This is a genomic window from Aquimarina amphilecti, assembly GCF_900109375.1.
In the GTDB taxonomy this organism is placed as follows: domain Bacteria; phylum Bacteroidota; class Bacteroidia; order Flavobacteriales; family Flavobacteriaceae; genus Aquimarina; species Aquimarina amphilecti.
Genome location: NZ_FOAB01000004.1, coordinates 237,121 through 253,821 on the forward strand (window position 1 = coordinate 237,121; position 16,701 = coordinate 253,821).

14 protein-coding genes are annotated in these 16,701 nt (G+C 32.6%); 5 read left to right on the forward strand and 9 right to left on the reverse strand.

Features of this window, described 5'->3' with window-relative positions; all coding sequences use genetic code 11:
• The first annotated feature begins 187 nt into the window (after positions 1–187).
• Both BMY33_RS11735 and BMY33_RS11740 read left to right on the forward strand, forming a co-directional pair.
• Positions 188–724 carry a GNAT family N-acetyltransferase gene (locus BMY33_RS11735; RefSeq protein WP_091408597.1) on the forward strand — a complete coding sequence of 179 codons (537 nt, stop codon included), beginning with the start codon at positions 188–190 and terminating at the stop codon, positions 722–724.
• Between the two features lie 128 nt (positions 725–852).
• Positions 853–1,854: a hypothetical protein gene (locus BMY33_RS11740; RefSeq protein ID WP_091408600.1), complete on the forward strand. Its 1,002-nt coding sequence runs from the start codon at positions 853–855 to the stop codon at positions 1,852–1,854.
• A 78-nt stretch (positions 1,855–1,932) separates the two neighbouring features.
• Here BMY33_RS11740 and BMY33_RS11745 read toward each other — a convergent pair whose 3' ends face one another.
• The 7 genes from BMY33_RS11745 to BMY33_RS11775 form a co-directional block, all read right to left on the reverse strand.
• Positions 1,933–3,504 (reverse strand): hypothetical protein, encoded by a 1,572-nt coding sequence (locus BMY33_RS11745; protein WP_139195642.1) that lies wholly within the window; start codon positions 3,502–3,504, stop codon positions 1,933–1,935.
• A gap of 216 nt (positions 3,505–3,720) precedes the next feature.
• Positions 3,721–4,521, reverse strand: a complete 801-nt coding sequence (locus tag BMY33_RS11750) for an anti-sigma factor (RefSeq protein WP_091408605.1) — start codon at positions 4,519–4,521, stop codon at positions 3,721–3,723.
• A 2-nt stretch (positions 4,522–4,523) separates the two neighbouring features.
• Entirely contained in the window at positions 4,524–5,054 is a 531-nt protein-coding gene (locus tag BMY33_RS11755) for an RNA polymerase sigma factor (RefSeq protein ID WP_091408606.1), read from the reverse strand.
• 104 nt (positions 5,055–5,158) lie between these two features.
• Positions 5,159–5,761 (reverse strand): superoxide dismutase family protein, encoded by a 603-nt coding sequence (locus tag BMY33_RS11760; RefSeq protein ID WP_091408609.1) that lies wholly within the window; start codon positions 5,759–5,761, stop codon positions 5,159–5,161.
• An 86-nt stretch (positions 5,762–5,847) separates the two neighbouring features.
• Positions 5,848–6,591 carry an LVIVD repeat-containing protein gene (locus BMY33_RS11765; protein ID WP_244543009.1) on the reverse strand — a complete coding sequence of 248 codons (744 nt, stop codon included), beginning with the start codon at positions 6,589–6,591 and terminating at the stop codon, positions 5,848–5,850.
• A gap of 11 nt (positions 6,592–6,602) precedes the next feature.
• Positions 6,603–7,127 carry a hypothetical protein gene (locus tag BMY33_RS11770; protein WP_091408610.1) on the reverse strand — a complete coding sequence of 175 codons (525 nt, stop codon included), beginning with the start codon at positions 7,125–7,127 and terminating at the stop codon, positions 6,603–6,605.
• 100 nt (positions 7,128–7,227) lie between these two features.
• On the reverse strand, positions 7,228–7,710 hold the full coding sequence (locus BMY33_RS11775) for a YdeI/OmpD-associated family protein (RefSeq protein ID WP_091408613.1): 483 nt from the start codon (positions 7,708–7,710) through the stop codon (positions 7,228–7,230).
• Positions 7,711–8,209: 499 nt separating this feature from the next.
• Here BMY33_RS11775 and BMY33_RS11780 point away from each other — a divergent pair, with 499 nt between their 5' ends.
• Positions 8,210–11,413, forward strand: coding sequence for a M36 family metallopeptidase (locus BMY33_RS11780; protein ID WP_170837067.1), 3,204 nt, complete (start codon positions 8,210–8,212; stop codon positions 11,411–11,413).
• Between the two features lie 7 nt (positions 11,414–11,420).
• Here BMY33_RS11780 and BMY33_RS11785 read toward each other — a convergent pair whose 3' ends face one another.
• The gene (locus tag BMY33_RS11785) at positions 11,421–12,314 is read right to left on the reverse strand and encodes a DoxX-like family protein (protein ID WP_139195643.1); all 894 of its coding nucleotides are present in this window, start codon (positions 12,312–12,314) and stop codon (positions 11,421–11,423) included.
• 164 nt (positions 12,315–12,478) lie between these two features.
• Here BMY33_RS11785 and BMY33_RS11790 point away from each other — a divergent pair, with 164 nt between their 5' ends.
• Entirely contained in the window at positions 12,479–14,752 is a 2,274-nt protein-coding gene (locus BMY33_RS11790) for a fibronectin type III domain-containing protein (protein ID WP_091408619.1), read from the forward strand.
• 197 nt (positions 14,753–14,949) lie between these two features.
• On the forward strand, positions 14,950–15,348 hold the full coding sequence (locus BMY33_RS11795) for a hypothetical protein (RefSeq protein WP_091408622.1): 399 nt from the start codon (positions 14,950–14,952) through the stop codon (positions 15,346–15,348).
• Between the two features lie 85 nt (positions 15,349–15,433).
• Here the strand turns inward: BMY33_RS11795 and BMY33_RS11800 are convergent, their stop codons facing one another.
• Positions 15,434–16,645, reverse strand: a complete 1,212-nt coding sequence (locus tag BMY33_RS11800) for a bifunctional alpha/beta hydrolase/OsmC family protein (RefSeq protein ID WP_091408624.1) — start codon at positions 16,643–16,645, stop codon at positions 15,434–15,436.
• Positions 16,646–16,701 lie beyond the last annotated feature (56 nt).

Consider the following 16,701-nt stretch of genomic DNA (forward strand, 5'->3'; position numbering starts at 1 on the left):
ATGATGAATAGAATAAAGTATCGAAAAGATAATTGAGTTAATTGGTTTTGTTTTTTGATGTTGTTAGAAAGAGCTTGTTTGTAGGGGAAACAGGCTCTTTCTTCTTAGTATGGATATATTGGTGAAATATTCTTAATATTACTTATATAAAAATGGTTACGAATTATTTAAAAAACTGATATAATAAATGAAAGTCCATATAGAAACAGAACGATTAATTCTAAGGGATCTGGAGGAATATGACGTAGAAGGAATTTTTGAACTTGATTCGGATCCTGAAGTCCATGAGTTTTTAGGAAAAAAACCTATAAAAACAATTGAAGAAGCAAGACAAGTAATAAAATTTATAAGAACTCAATATAAAGAAAATGGAATTGGGCGCTGGGCAATTATTGATAAGGAAACTAAAGATTTTATTGGTTGGGCTGGATTAAAATATGAACAAGGTTTACGAAAAGAATTTAATTATTATGATTTAGGTTATAGACTTAGAAAAAAATACTGGGGAATTGGAATTGCAACAGAAACAGCAATAGAATCGCTCAAATATGGATTTGATAAACTTGATTTAGAGGAAATTGGAGCTGCTGCAGATATAAATCATCTAGCATCTAATAGTATCTTAAAGAAAATCGGTTTAAGATTTGTCGACAGATTTGATTATGAAGGAGTATCTCATAATTGGTATAAAATTAAAAAGACGGAATGGATAAAGAATAAGTAAAGAGATGATAATAAGAATATCATGTTTAGATCTTATATAATTAATTTATTGAAAATGGGAAGTGCGTTTACAATTAAGCATATCTTTGGTTATAATATTTCCATAAATCAGACAATCAAAACTATCTAATGAAGAGACCTACAATAATCATCTATAGTTTTATCTTTTTATCCTTGGTACTTAATTCGTGTAATTTTTTAAGTAGTAATAAGGAAGGTAATTCCGAGAACATAGATAATACGGAAGAAGATAATAGACCTTATTTTGAAGGTGAAATTAAACTATCAGAATCTAGAGGATTATATGGTGATTTAACAAAGGTGCATACTACTTATTTTATATCAGAGTATAAGATAAAAAGAGAGCAAAGGTGGGGAGGTGTTTATAGTATGTTGGATAATTATGCAGGTATCATTATTGATCTAAAAAAAGACAGTGTAGTGATGTATTATGCTGATAAATTCAGTGACAAAAGAAATAAACATACACTTAGTATTAAAGATTATAAATCGCAGCTAGAAAATAAAGTGATGCCAAGTGGTATACCATCTCCTGTAGATCATACTTTTAAACTATTACCAGAGTATAGATTTATTGAGCAAATAAAAGATTCTACAATAATTAAAGAGTTTAGTTGTGATTTTACGCGATATCATGATGGTACAGATTTTCTAAAACAGGATATATTTGATTCTAAAGAAATAAAGGTAAAACGGGAATTATTAGATATGGTATTTTTAAACCTTCCTGATGAGATTAATTTCCCTTTAAAATCAGATGTAAAAACCACTTTTTCTGAAATTAGTAATGATTCGATCATAAAAGGAAAACAAACGAAGGCTATTGATCAATTAGCAAGAAACATATTACGTAAAAAAGATTCTACGATCAAAAAAGAAACAGATTTAGAAAAGTTATCTAAAAATAAATGGCTCAATATGGGACTACAAATTCTTAAAAAAGGAGTAGATCTAAACATTCATATTACTACAGATGTTTCAGAGTTTTCCATAAGAACATTAACTAATATAGATATTTCTATACCATCTGGAGATTTTGATGAAATTTCGGATTTTGATGATTTTCTAAACTCGCTTCCTACAGGTGGAGGTGGAGATTTTGATGATTAAAAATTATTATTATGGCAGCGTATATAATACCCTATCATTCAAAGCAAGAATGATAGGGTATAGTCTGTTATTGAATTTTTAAGGTGTATTTACAGTTTTACTTTCATTTATTGCCTGTATAGCTTGATATACATGACTTAAGTCTGTTGGCTTTAGTCCTGGTGTTTTTGAATTCGAATGACAGGAAAAGCAACTACCATATTCACTGTATGCGGCTCCGTTTTGGGCGTAGGTTTCCATTGTACTATTAGCTAATTGACTTGTTCCAATAGCAACTCCATTAGTTGTTAAGGTTTCGGAATAACTTTTTCCGGTTGGTGCAGCACCATCGTTTGTCCAAGTAGCGCCAATAAAGATGTAATTTTTACGCATATCTCCACTTGTTAATTGTCCTAGAACGCTATTATTGGTAGATATAATTTGACTATTAGAGGCTGCGACTGATTTATTTTCAGGATTTGGAACGCCTGCATTTGCAACTCCCCAAGGCTTTGTCATCTTAGTATTACTAGGAGTAATGGTTTGTGTTGGACTTGTTTTTGTGTTTGCAATGATATCTCCTTTATCATAAGTCATATGAGATTTATTGTAGGTATCACTCGCAGTATTACTATTTAGTAACCAATCATTTCCAGTATCGGCCGCAACGGTTATAGTATCGGAAGGAGTAGAATTATTCAAATATGTATAGGACAGATTAGGCGCATTATTAAGATGTTCAAAAGTTGCCCAAACCATTTCTGGATGACCAGCCGTACTACCTACGATATGAACACCTATAAGAGCAAGTTTTGCTGTTTTAGTTCCGTTTGGAGTCCATTTTGTATCTGTTTTGGTATAAGTTGGAATGATAGCATCCATAGTGATATACGATTCGATATCTGATTTAGAAATACTATCAGCTTCTACCCATGAGGTTTTTATTTCTATAGCCAGAGTTTCAGGATCTTTTAATTTTACTCCTTGACTTTTAGCAAAAGCTTTAATACTATCTAATGTAGTTTGAGTTGTAGGGAATTCGTTATCATATAGTTTCCCTGTTTTGGCACCTGTCAAAAATTGAGCATATACATCATTAACCATAGTAATATAATATAAAAGAGATCCATTTTGTGCTAATAACACATCATCGGTAGCCTGACCTTCTTCGGTATCAATGAGAGGGTCATTTTTTTGAGTATTTGCAACGGCACTAATCAATTGTCCTGGTACATGAGGAATCAATGTTCTTTTTTTATCTACAACTGGAGAGACTGTATAAAAGGCTGGTGTTTCTATTAGAGTACCATTGCTATAATCACCTTCTTTTACAGGAGATGTCATCCAGAGAAACATTCGTTCAGACCACTTATAAAAATCACAATTGTTTTGATGTTTAAATGTTACACTATTTGCTGGTGTTACAATACCATTTTTAGAAACACTATTGGATTTAAACCAAGAACTAAAGTTGGAAGCATCTACAACACAAGATTCTAAAACATCAGTAGGAAGTTTAGAATTAATTGGAGTTACTGCTGCGATTAGTGTCTCTGTTTTGTCATTTGGAGAATCTGTAACATATTCTTTCTTTTCTTTTTTGTTACAAGAAATAAAAGTGACTACCATTATGAGTAGTAGGGTTACAGCGCTGAAAGATGATTTTTTCATTTGTTAGTTATTTAGTTAGTATTTGTTTAGGCAAAAGACAATTAATCTTTTTTTTGATATTTTAGACTAAAATTACCCCAAAAAAAAATGCTAAAACAGCGTATTTATACGTGTTTTTTGATAAAATGAATTTCAAAAAAAGACAATGATGATGTAAGCAAAAGTATATTTTGCTAATGTGCTAAACGTTTGTTTTGGTAAAGAAAATGATATGTTTTATGATTCTACTACACCAAGAGTATATAGTTGTTCAAGGGTAGGAGATTCACTTCCTCCTTCTGGTTCGAGAGTAATACCGAAAGCCTCTGAATCATTCGTGTTAGTAAAGGAGAAAATCTTTGTCCCATCCTCTGTAAATTTGTCTAAAACACCTAAACTAGTAGGAGTAAGTGGGTCTAGTTTTAGGGACCAAACCTGATATACTTTTCCTGGAGGCGGAGTAGGTAATCCCGCAACATCTATATACGTGGTTTGTTTTTCTTTATCCCAATATACAGCCGCATACGCTGTAGGATCAATTTTTTGAGCTTGTAAAGGAATCTGAAGAACATCTTTATCACGTAACACACTTAAAAGTGTTTTTACTTTAGATAAATCTTCTTCAGCTACATTAATCTTTCCTTTAAGTAACTGTTGTTCTACTTGTGATTGTACGACTTGTTGTCGTAACGCTTTATTCTTATTAAACTGAATAAATAATCCTATTAATAAAGCTATCGAAGCGGCCCAACCTATATATGTCGTCCAATTTGTTGATTTACGAGTAATAGGTATTACATCTGTTTCTTTATCTGTAAGACTTAATTTTTCTTTAATACGATTAAAAACAGATTCTGGATTATACGGAGCAGCTGATGCAGAAAGTTGCATAAGAGACTTTTCAATCTCTTTTACCTCTTGCTCAATTTCTGGATGTTCTTTTAGTACTTTATATACTTCAGCATTTTCTTTTTCAGATAATGCACCATATACATAGAGTTCTAATATTCCAGATGATATGTATTGTTCTATATCCATAATTATACTGCCAAGGCTTCTCTTAATTTATTAATACAAATTCTGTTCCGAGTTTTAATCGTTCCAATTGGAATGTCTAATTCTTCTGAAGCCTCTTTTTGTGTGAACCCTTTAAAAAACAATAAATCAATAACTTTTTTGCAAATAGGTTCGAGTATTTCTATATACTTTTTTATACCTATAGCATCTACCTTACTTGAAAAATTACTTTTTTCTTCTAATATATCTACGAAAAAATCTGCGTTTTGGTTTTGTTTAGAATTTTTAAAAGCAGTAGATCTTGTTTTATCAATAGCAGCATTACGAGCAATATTAAGTATCCAAGTAAAAAAGCGTCCTTTTTTTTCTGAATATGTATCTGCCTTATTCCAAACCTTTACAAATACATCTTGAAGTACTTCTTCTGATAAAGTTTCATCTTTTAAAATATTATAAATGACGCCTAAAACATTTTCAGAATACATTTCATAAATACGTTGAAATGCTCTTTCGTTTTTTTGTTGTAATTGATTGATTAATTCTTTAGGCTGCATGTAAAGTCAGTTCGTATATTACTAATGTACTGTTTTTCTTTAAAAAAAGAAAAGAGTATATCATCTTGTGATATACTCTTTATAAATATATATAGTTTATTTTTTTATTGTATGATTCCTCCACAACTTACTCTACTTCCAGCTGCACCTGAAGGCTGAGATGCATAATCATCTATACCTTGATGCACTATTATAGCTTTACCTACAATATCTTTTTTCTTGTCTTCGCATCCAATGCACCATTCGTTTGTAGCGAAAGTGATAGAACCTTTACCATCATTAGCAGCATTAAAATTACCGATATCGCCTTTGTGATAACCTTCAGAGGCTCCCCATTTTCCGTGAGGTTCCATAGTTGGATTCCAATGGCCGCCTGTAGATTTACCATCTTCAGAAGAACAGTCTGCTTTTTCATGAATATGAATTGCATGTTCACCTTCTGATAATCCTTTTAAATAAGCAACCATAGTTACCATTCCACTTTCTTCGGTAAAAGTAATATTACCAGATACCTTACTATCACTTTTTGGGGTTAAAGAAATAGCTAATGTCTTTACGTTGCTTATTTCTTCTTTTTCCTCGTTAGTTTCTTCAGTAATTTCTTCGTTTACTTTTTGTTCATATTCCTTTCCTTCCTTCTTATCTCCCTTACAGCCAAGAATAATAGTGGATAGAAAAGCAATTACCACTAGATTTAGAGTTTTCATAATTTAATGATTTGTTACGTTTAGAGTAAACTAATATAGGACTGTTTTAGCTTATAGCAAAGGATTTAAGAGGTTTTTAGATTTTGTTAAATGTTAATTGTACTTAATTCAGTTATACTTACACCCGAATTGACATCTGGAGAAAGTCTATACTGATATAACCCAGTTTCGCCAATGGCAATCAATAAGTCACCGGATATAATAACATCAAATGCACTTTTATTAATGGATGTAATTAGATTCGATTCCGATGGATTGGAAATATCAAAAACTTTAATTTCATCGTCACAAACAATCAAAAAATTCTCATAAAGTCCTAATCCTCTGGGGAAAACAAGGTTTCTAGAGTTGATAAGGATAGGTTCTGTTATTGTGGCAACATCATAGATTTGCAATACATTAAGGTTATTGCCACAAAATGTATCTGAGTGTAAAGTAACAAATGCGTGCGTATCATTTGCAATAACAGGATCACAAGCGGTAAAATGTTCTACTTGCGAAAGTTTTTCTGGAAACTCCGGATTTGTTAATCCATAGATAAACATTCCGTTTCTAGAACCTATATATAGATAATCCTTATAACTAAAAAGTGTTTCGATATTAAATCCGATAGGTAAGGTGTTAACTTGTACTGGATCTTTAATGTCAGTAATATTAAATACCGTAAGATCAGTATTATCTACAGTGTATAGGTAATCTCCTTTTAAAGTAAAAGTTGCTAAGGATCCTCCAATACCATCAGCAATTGGAGATGATGAGTCACCTGATGAGTCAGAGTCACAACTGAATATAATAAAAGAGGTAAGTATCATATAGATATATTTTTTCATAATGTTTTGTGTTAGTTGCTTAAAGTCCATCCGATTACTACGTTGTTTTCTGGTATATCAAAAGGTAAAAAACCATCTGGAGATCGTAATTCAGGAAATACATTGATCACTCTTTTGGTGAGCGTAATACCATTAGCATTATTGTATTCTACAGCAATTAGATCCGTAGCTTGATTGATATATATCATATTGTCTCGGATTGCTAGATCGGTTGATCCTGGAGCTTCAAGAAATTTTAAAGGAGTGGGAGATGTAGGATCCGTGTTATCATAAATATGAAAACCCTTATGAACTTCATTAATGAAAAGTAAATTATCCTTACTATAAATTTTTCCTGAAGTACTAATGGAAATAGGCTCTTTTAATGAGACAGAGTTCTCGAAATCATTACGATCTAGCAAGACAGGTTCATATTGTGAAAAACTAGGATCTATCGGAAAATCATCATCGTTATTTTCGCAATCTGCCAAAAAAGGGCAACAACTTTGTAGGCATATTATAAGTATACCTACCATAATTAATTTTGTTTTTTTCATCTTTTGATTGTTTGATTAAAAGATGAAAAGAATTTAGAAAGGTTGCGTTGATAAAAAGAACTTAGAAAAGAAATAGTATTTTTTGTAAAACTATTCTTCACTATAATTTTTTAATTAATTGTCTTTTGTCTCGTATTCCAAGTTTTAAATTTTCTGTGATTATTAAGGATTTATCAATTCGGGTTTGAGAGTTTTTAAATTGTAAAACATAATAAATTAAACTTCTTTTCATACCATCAGTAAATGATTCAAATATATCAGAAGCTTCAGGATCACTTTGCAATACAGCATCTAGTTCTTCGGGCATTTCTACTCCATATTTAGAATTATCTTCAAATAATTGCACTTTAAAGGAATCGTTAGGGAGAATACCTAGTTGCTTTTGTTTTTTTTGACTAAACATAACAAAAAATTGATCGTTTCTTTTTATTAAAGCTGCATGAAATTCAATATACGTATCCTTAAAACTTACTTTAACAATAACTCTTTTTTGATTATTAATAATAAATGGCTCAGCAATTTCAAAAGGGATCAATAAAGTATGCGATGATTGTAGGGAAGTATCAAAAATTAAACTTTTCATTTATAGGTGTTTATCATTTGATGTAATAAAATATCAGTATCGAAATCAACTTGTATTTAAAAGAAAACTACGATGATTTGTATTTGCTTTATTCAAAAATATGTAAATATTTTAAGTCGAAATATTTCTATGTCAGAATAAGTTGTTTAATCTTTTTTTTGTTTCGTTAGTCAAATTGACTCAAAATAGCTTTTAAAACGTTGTTTTAATAAAAAAAGAAAAAAAAATATCTACAGATATCCCGTAATTAAAAAAAGGGATAGTTATTATTCTGATTGTGAGAACTTGTAAAACAATGTGTTAAAAATATTTTCAAAACTCTAGTATTTATGTAGGTTAACTACCAATTGTTAGTTTAAATATATGAGTGTGTTTTTGTTTTAGGGAAAATTTAGTAAAAATGTGAAATTGTTAAACTTTATTCAGTGATATCGTATTTGTGTATAAGATGTTTTTGATTTTGTTAATTTTAGTTAACACAAATTCAAATTTTATACATATGAGAAAATTGTACTCGTTTGTCTTATTAACTATGTTGATAGGTCAGGCAATGTTTGCACAAAACATCATGGATGGTATTGTTAAAAACCATCTGAACAGCACAACAGCTAAATCGCCTCTGACAGCAGAAGATGTATCAGAGTGGAAAGTAACAAATGTCGTTCCTTCTTTAAACCCTGCTATACAGCACGTTTATGTACAACAGTTTTATCAAGGAATTCCAATACAGTACGCAACATATAAGCTTACTGTTAAGAACAATGATCAGGTAACTTGGACGATTGATCAATTCGTGAAAGATGTAAAATCTAAAGTTACTTCTGCAAAGGCTTCTCTTTCTCCTGAGACAGCCATTATGAATGTAGCAAGAGCGCATAATTTAGGATCTCCTCAATTAGTAAGATCAAAAAGCAAAACGAATGACGCTCTGGTTTATGAAAACTCTGGAATTACTCTAGAGCCTATACAGGCGAAACAAGTGTATATTAAACAAGATGATCAATTAATATTGACATGGCATGTTAGTTTATACCAGAAAGATGGTCAACATTGGTGGAATGCTAATGTAGATGCAGCTTCAGGTAAAGTTCTATATACAGAAGATTGGGTGATTACGTGTAACTTTGGAACTCCAGATCACGAAAATCATAATCATGGAGAATCTATTTTATTTGATAAAGATGTTCCTACAGTTCCAACTAAGGCTGAAGCTACAGCGGCACTTGCTCCTGATTCATACAATGTATATGCAATGCCTGTAGAAAGTCCTAGTCATGGTAATCGTTCTATAGTAACTGATCCTGCTGATACTAATGCATCTCCATTTGGATGGCACGATACAAACGGTAGTGCCGGAGCAGAGTTTACAATTACTAGAGGTAATAATGTTTGGGCTCAAGAAGATAGAAATGGTAATAATGGAACAGGTTTTTCTCCTGATGGAGGAGCTAGTTTAGATTTTAATTTTCCAATTGATCTTAGTCAAGGACCAACCACGTATGATGATGCAGCAATAACAAATCTTTTCTACTGGAATAACATTATGCATGATGTATTCTATCAATATGGTTTTGATGAAGCTAGTGGAAACTTCCAAGAAAATAATTATGGAAATGGTGGTGCAGGAAGTGATTCTGTAAATGCAGATGCACAAGATGGAAGTGGAAGCAATAATGCGAATTTCTCAACTCCTGGTGATGGAGGAAATCCTAGAATGCAGATGTTTCTTTGGACAAGTCCAAATCCTGATAGGGATGGAGATTTAGATAATGGAATTATCGCTCACGAATATGGGCATGGTATTTCTATTAGATTAGTAGGAGGACCAGCTTCTAATAACTTAGGAGGTTCTGAACAAATGGGAGAAGGATGGTCTGACTGGTTCGGATTAATGCTTACCATGAAAGCTGGTGATTCTGGTACAGATTCTAGAGGAATCGGAACATATGCGTTAAATCAACCAACAACTGGAGATGGAATTCGACCAACTCCATATTCTATAGATAGATCTGTAAATAATACAGATTATGCAGATATAGGAGGATTAGCAAGACCACACGGAGTTGGATATGCCTTTGCTACAATACTATGGGATATGACTTGGGGTCTAATTGATGCTGAAGGATTTGACTCAGATTTTTATAACGGGACTGGTGGTAACAATATCGCTATGGCTTTAGTAATAGAAGGATTAAAAAATACAGCGAATAATCCAGGATTCGTTTCTGGTAGAGATGGTATACTTCAGGCTGATCAAGATTTATATGGTGGTCAATATGAGTGTATTATTTGGAAAGCCTTTGCTGATCGTGGTGTAGGTCAAGATGCTAATGAGAATAATAACGGAGGAACTAACGGACAAACAGATCAAACGGTATCATTCGTTAATCCTTGTGACGGTGGTGGACCTGGACCAGGTGGTGATGAGTGTACTGGAGATATAGCATCATTCCCATATAATGAAAGTTTCGAAGGAAATATTGGAGATTGGTCTCAAGCTTCAGGTGATGATTTAGACTGGACAGTAGATTCTAATGGAACTCCTTCTAACGGAACTGGACCTAGTGGTGCTGTAGATGGTACTTCTTATATTTATGTAGAAGCTTCTGGAAATGGAACAGGATTCCCTAATAAAAGAGCAATCCTAAATTCACCTTGTTTAGACTTTAGTGGATTGACTTCTCCAACATTAAGTTTCCAGTATCATATGGTCGGTAGTGCAATAGGAACTTTTGATGTAGAAGCAAGAACAGATAATACAGGAGATTGGACAAGTGTATTTAATAGATCTGGAGCTCAAGGAACTGATTGGAATACTGCTAGCGTTGATCTTTCTGCATATGCAGGAAATGCTAGTGTACAATTGCGTCTTAATACAGTTACAGGATCTAGCTGGCAAGGTGATGTTACTATAGATGGTTTAAGCATTACTAATGGTACAACTGATCCAGGACCAACTTGTGACTCAATTAACTTTAATGATTTCTCAATTACTCCTTTCTCTAATCAGGATTCAGCAGGTGACTTCTCTATTGTAAATGGTGGAGCTGGACTATCAATGTCTAATAACACTTGGAAGTATATACCACTAAATTACACAGTAACTGCTAATACAGTTATCGAGTTTGATTTTAGTAGTACTTCTCAAGGAGAAATTCACGGAGTAGGTTTTGAAAATGATAATACATTAACTTCGACTAGGTACTTCAAAGTTCACGGTACTCAGAATTATGGAGTGACTAATTTTGATAATTATTCTAGTGGAACAACTACATATGTAATCCCAGTAGGTAATTTCTATACAGGAAGTATGGATAGATTAGTGTTCATTAATGATAATGATGCAGGATCAGGAAATAATTCAATCTTCTCTAATGTTAAGATCTATGAAGGATCTTGTAATGGATCGGCTGCTGTAGTGGCAGATTTCGGACCAACAACTCCAATTATTGGAACCGAAGATGAAGAAGGAATATCTACTTTCACAATTGCACCTAATCCACTACAGAGAGGTGGAGTATTACAGATTGCAATGAAGGATACTAAGAGTACTAATAATACATATTCAATTATGAATATGGTTGGACAAATTGTTGGACAAGGTACCTTAAGTAGTAGTAAAACTATTAGTGTTGGTAACCTTGAGACAGGTATGTATTTACTAAAAGTTCAAGGAGAGACTAAACGATTTATAATCAAATAGATTTAATTTAAATCTTAAGTTTTTTAAGAAGGCCGTCTGAAAAGGCGGTCTTCTTTATTTCATAATAGTACTTTTTAAGTATTAGGATCACTAAGAGAGGAGTCAACCCATGTGGAATTCTATACAATACTTGATATAAATTTTGATGAATCGACTGTATAGGAAAATCCCAATAAAAATTAGCAACTATTCTAGCAAAAGCAGTAAGTAATCCCCATAAAAAGGCATACCATAGTGCATAAACCCTGAGTTTAGGAATAAAAATTAGAATAGCAATTATAAAATCTAAAATTCCAGCGATGTATAAAAATGTAATAGCTGTTTCTTCAGAAAAGCCGAAAATTTGTATAACCATATCTACAAACTTTCCTGGAACTGGATAAAATCCAAAAGCATATAATCCATGCGAGAAAAATGTAAGTGCAATTAGAATATTTAGGATGAAAATTAATCGAATAGTGCTACTCTTTTTATTATATTGATATAACAAAACGAATGGCAATCCAAATTGAATACTGTGCTCAAAAAATTGAGCAAAATGATAAAATTTTTCCTTTGTCATTAATAGGGTTAGTAATACCAAACTAATCCCACCCAGTGTAATAGGAATCCGAAACCATTTTATATTCGTTTTTTTTATTACAAGAGCAGAGATTGCAGCAATAAGATATAAGAGGCCATTAATTTTTATTCCATTTTGTATAGCGCTATCTGTTTTGTTACTAGTAGCATAATCTTGCCAAGAGGTATTAAAAATACCCTCGACTATGGGTTGTAATATCGATTCATCCCAGAAAAAGGTACGATAGGGAGCATCCCAAAACAAATGTTGTAATGATCTACCTAAGAAAATTAAGAAGACACTAATTTTAAGCAGTAATTCTATTTGTTTGCTTTTCATTGCACAAAGTAACATAGTAACATGTTAATAGATTGTAAACTAAGGGTTATACTTTTTCTAATCTTGAACTGTTAAAATTAAGTATTAATTAAGAATCTGGAATTAGAATTTTTTAATTATTTGATATCCTAAATTTGAAAAAACTAACTTAATCTTCATACTAAATGAAACAATTTATTACATTAACTTTAATAATATTAGGGCTTCAGGTGCAAGCATCTAATGATAAATATCGACTTACCTTAAGAGGTAATCCTGCAACTTCAATTGTTGTTGGATGGAATCAATCATCAGGCAGTAATGCAACAGTTTATTATGGTACTACAGATTATGGAACAGCTTATAATAATTATCCAAACTCTAAATCACCAGATAGAACAGTCTCATATAAAGGAATGAATAATACTTTTGCTAGACTAACGGGATTACAACCCAATACTGCTTATTATTTTGTGATTAGAGATAGCCAAGGCACAAGTGAACGTTTTTGGTTTAAAACAGCTCCAGCTGATAAGAGTAGATTATCTTTTATAGCGGGAGGAGATTCTAGAAACAATAGAACTCCGAGACAAAATGCCAATCGTTTGGTTTCTAAATTAAAACCTCACGCAGTATTGTTTGGAGGGGATATGACAGATGATGATACTAATAGTCAATGGCAAACTTGGTTTAATGATTGGCAATTAACAATTGCGTCGGATGGTAGAATGTTCCCAATTGTAGCAACAAGAGGAAATCATGAGGATAGTAATAATAGTGTTTACAACTTGTTTGATACGCCATCATCTAGTGTATATTATGCATTAACTTTTGGCGATAACCTTGTTAGAACATATACATTAAATACTGAAATTTCCATTTCTGGTAATCAAACAACTTGGTTACGAAATGATCTAAATGCTAGCACCAATGTAATTTGGAAAATGGCACAATACCATAAACCAATGCGTCCTCATGTATCTTATAAATCAGAGGGGAATAGTCAGTATAATAATTGGGCTCAATTATTTTATGATAAAGGAGTAAAACTTGTTATCGAGTGCGATGCACATACAGTAAAAACTACTTGGCCTGTAAAACCATCCACAGGATCAGGAAGTGATGAAGGTTTTGTAAGAGACGATCAGAATGGAACAGTATATGCCGGCGAAGGGTGTTGGGGAGCTCCCTTAAGATCTAATGATGACAATAAAAACTGGACTAGAAATTCTGCAAGATTCAATCAGTTTAAGTGGATTTTTGTTGATGAAGATAAAATTGAGACTAGAACTATACGAGTAGATAATGCCTCACAAGTAGGTACTGTTTCTAATAACAATGTATTTCAGATCCCTTCTAATCTAGATATATGGAACCCTTCTAATGGAAGTGTAGTTACAATTATTAAAGGCACTACTGTGGATCCAGATCCAGATAGTGGCACTATAGAGGTAGCTATTAACACTGGTAGTGATGATGTAGAAGAGAGACAAAATGGAGATGTGTATACAAATAGTAGTGACTTGGAATTAGTATATGATAGTCATAGTGAGGCTGGGAATCAAGTAATAGGTTTGAGATTTAGGTCTTTAGCATTACCTCAGAATGCGACAATCACAAATGCTTATATACAATTTACCGCTGATGAAAGTAATAGTGCTAATGCAGAATTAGAAATAGCTTTACACAATAGTAGTAATTCATCAGCATTTACTACAGATGCAAATAATGTGTCTAGCAGATCAGTGTTTTCTAGTAAAGTTATTTGGAAGCCTAATTCTTGGTCAAGTGGTCAGAATGGCTCTGGACAACGTACTCCAGATTTAAAAAATATGGTTCAACTACTCGTAAATAATAGTAATTGGACCCCAGGTAATAATGCTTCTTTTATTATAAGAGGAAGAGGTGTAAGTTTAACAAGTACCTCGGCGAAAAGAGTAGCGGATTCTTATGAAGGAGGTTCAAGTAAAGCGGCCCGATTAGTTGTAGATTATACTACAGATTCCGATCCAGTAGATATTTGTTTAGGTATTTCACCTTGGCAAAGTGGCGTAAGTTATGGGGTTGGGGATAAAGTAACTTATCAAGGTTATTTATTCGAAAGAACATCATCTAGTTGGACTAATTTGGGAGCTTGCGGAACATTAAGAATTGCTTCAAATCTTTCTAAAATACAATCTCCACCTTTAGAAGAGTTAGATAAAACTATGGTTCTAGATATATATCCTAATCCTTTTAGTGATGAATTGAATATTACTATTTCTTCGAGGTTAAAAGGGAATTATAAAGTTTTAATTTACAATTTAGAAGGTAAAGTTGTGTATGATAAGTTAGAACAATCTAACTCTGGTAAAACTACCATTTTATTGTCGGGAATACAGAAGTCTGGAGTATATCTTTTATCGATAGAAGATAGTAATGGTAAGACTATTAAAACAAAACGATTAATAAGAAAATAAAAATCTATTAGAATATTTTCGATAAAAAGACTGTGAAAACACTAACTCATAATGGGTTAGTGTTTTTTATTTGATACTATGAAGAGTAATATCTATTTGTGAAAAAATAATAGGTAACGTTTTGATAATCTTGTGGTAAACGAATTTCTTGCTTTAATTCCGAAATTTAAATTATAATTCTTAAAACCAATAGTATTATGAAATTGACCAATATGATGATATTTCTAGTTGTATTATGTTTCTTTTCTTCTTGTGAAACAGAAACTAATAACTTAGAAGAAACTACATCAGTAATTGAAGAAAAAAGTGAAGTAAGATTTGATGTAATTATCAAGTTAGTAGATGAATGGTCTGGTCAGGAAATTCCTGCTGGAACTTTACCAGGATATGGAGCTACCAATTTAGAAACAGGGGTTATTTATTTTGATTCTCGATACGAAGTGGGACTTTTCGAAAGTCTTCCAGTTGGGAGGTATAGGTTTGATGCTCGAGACGGTTATTTCGATGGAGCATCTTCGGCAATTGTTGAGGTAAGTACAGAAAACGAAACACCAGAAGGATGGGTTGAAGTAACTTTAAGATATTGGTCGGAATAGGAAAGACCAACAATTTTTATACTTTTCATAATGATAAAAGGGAAGCGTGAGTCCTGTATAGCTTCCCTTTTTGATATTTTGTGGATTAAATTAATTTAGTTAAAATCTGTGTTTCAGAATGTAATGTTTTGTGAACAGGACATTTATCCGCGATTTGTAATATTCTTGTAATTTGCTTTTCATCTAAATTACCGGTTAACTTTATTTCTCTGTCGAATGTGTCTATTTTTGCCATTGGATCTTCACAATTTTCACAATCCTCCATATGCCTTTTATCATAACTTGTATGTACTTCTACATTTTGCAGGTCCCATCCTTTTCTTGCTACATACATCTTAATTGTCATAGCTGTACATGCTGATAATCCAGCAGAAACAAATTCATAAGGAGAAGGTCCAAAGTCGTGTCCGCCAACACTTTCAGGTTCATCAGCTACTATATAATGATTTCCGACTTTCATTTGTGTAGTATATCCTTCATCATTTCCAAGACTAGCCACTACATGGTGTTGACTTTTTAGTCTAGGTTCTTCAGGGATATCAACATATCTAGTAGACCAACCTGCTATTACTTTTCCAGCATATAAAGAATCTTCTTTTCTCATTAATAAATGATCAGCCCCATCTAAGGTTACAAAACTTTTTGGATGTTTGGCAGCATGATATATTTCTTCAGCATTTCTAATTCCTACGGTAGTATCTTGTGGAGAATGCATTACTAACAGAGCTTTATCCAGGTTTTTAGCTACTGCTGGTAATGATTTTGTTTCAAGATCATCAAGGAATTGCTTTTTAATGGTAAAATCTCTTCCACTTAGGTTTACGATTGCCTTACCATTTGTTTCAATTTCTTCAAGACCACTTCTTAATAGATGTTGTACGTGAGTAGGGTCAGAAGGAGCACCTATTGTAGCCACAGCTTTTATAGAATCAATTTTTGCAGCAGCAAAAATTGCGGCAGCACCACCAAGAGAATGTCCGATTAATAGGGAAGGCGCTTGGTATTCTTTTGCTAAAAAATCCGCTGCAGCTATTAAATCTTCTACATTGCCAGAGAAATTAGTATCTGCAAAATCTCCTTCACTTTCTCCTAAACCTGTGAAATCAAAATGTAATACGCCAAATCCTTGTGAGGTAAGAGCTCTGCTAATATTTCTTACCGCTCCTAAGTTTTTATTACATGTAAAACAATGCGCAAATAAAGCAAAGTTATGAGGGTGTTGATCTGCAGGTAATTCTAAACGACCAGAAAGTGTCTGACCTTCTGCATTAGTAAAAGAAATTTTAGAAAGGCTCATGTGATTGTTGTTTTTATTAAATGTCGTTTTTTTTGAGCTTTTCTAACTTTCTATAG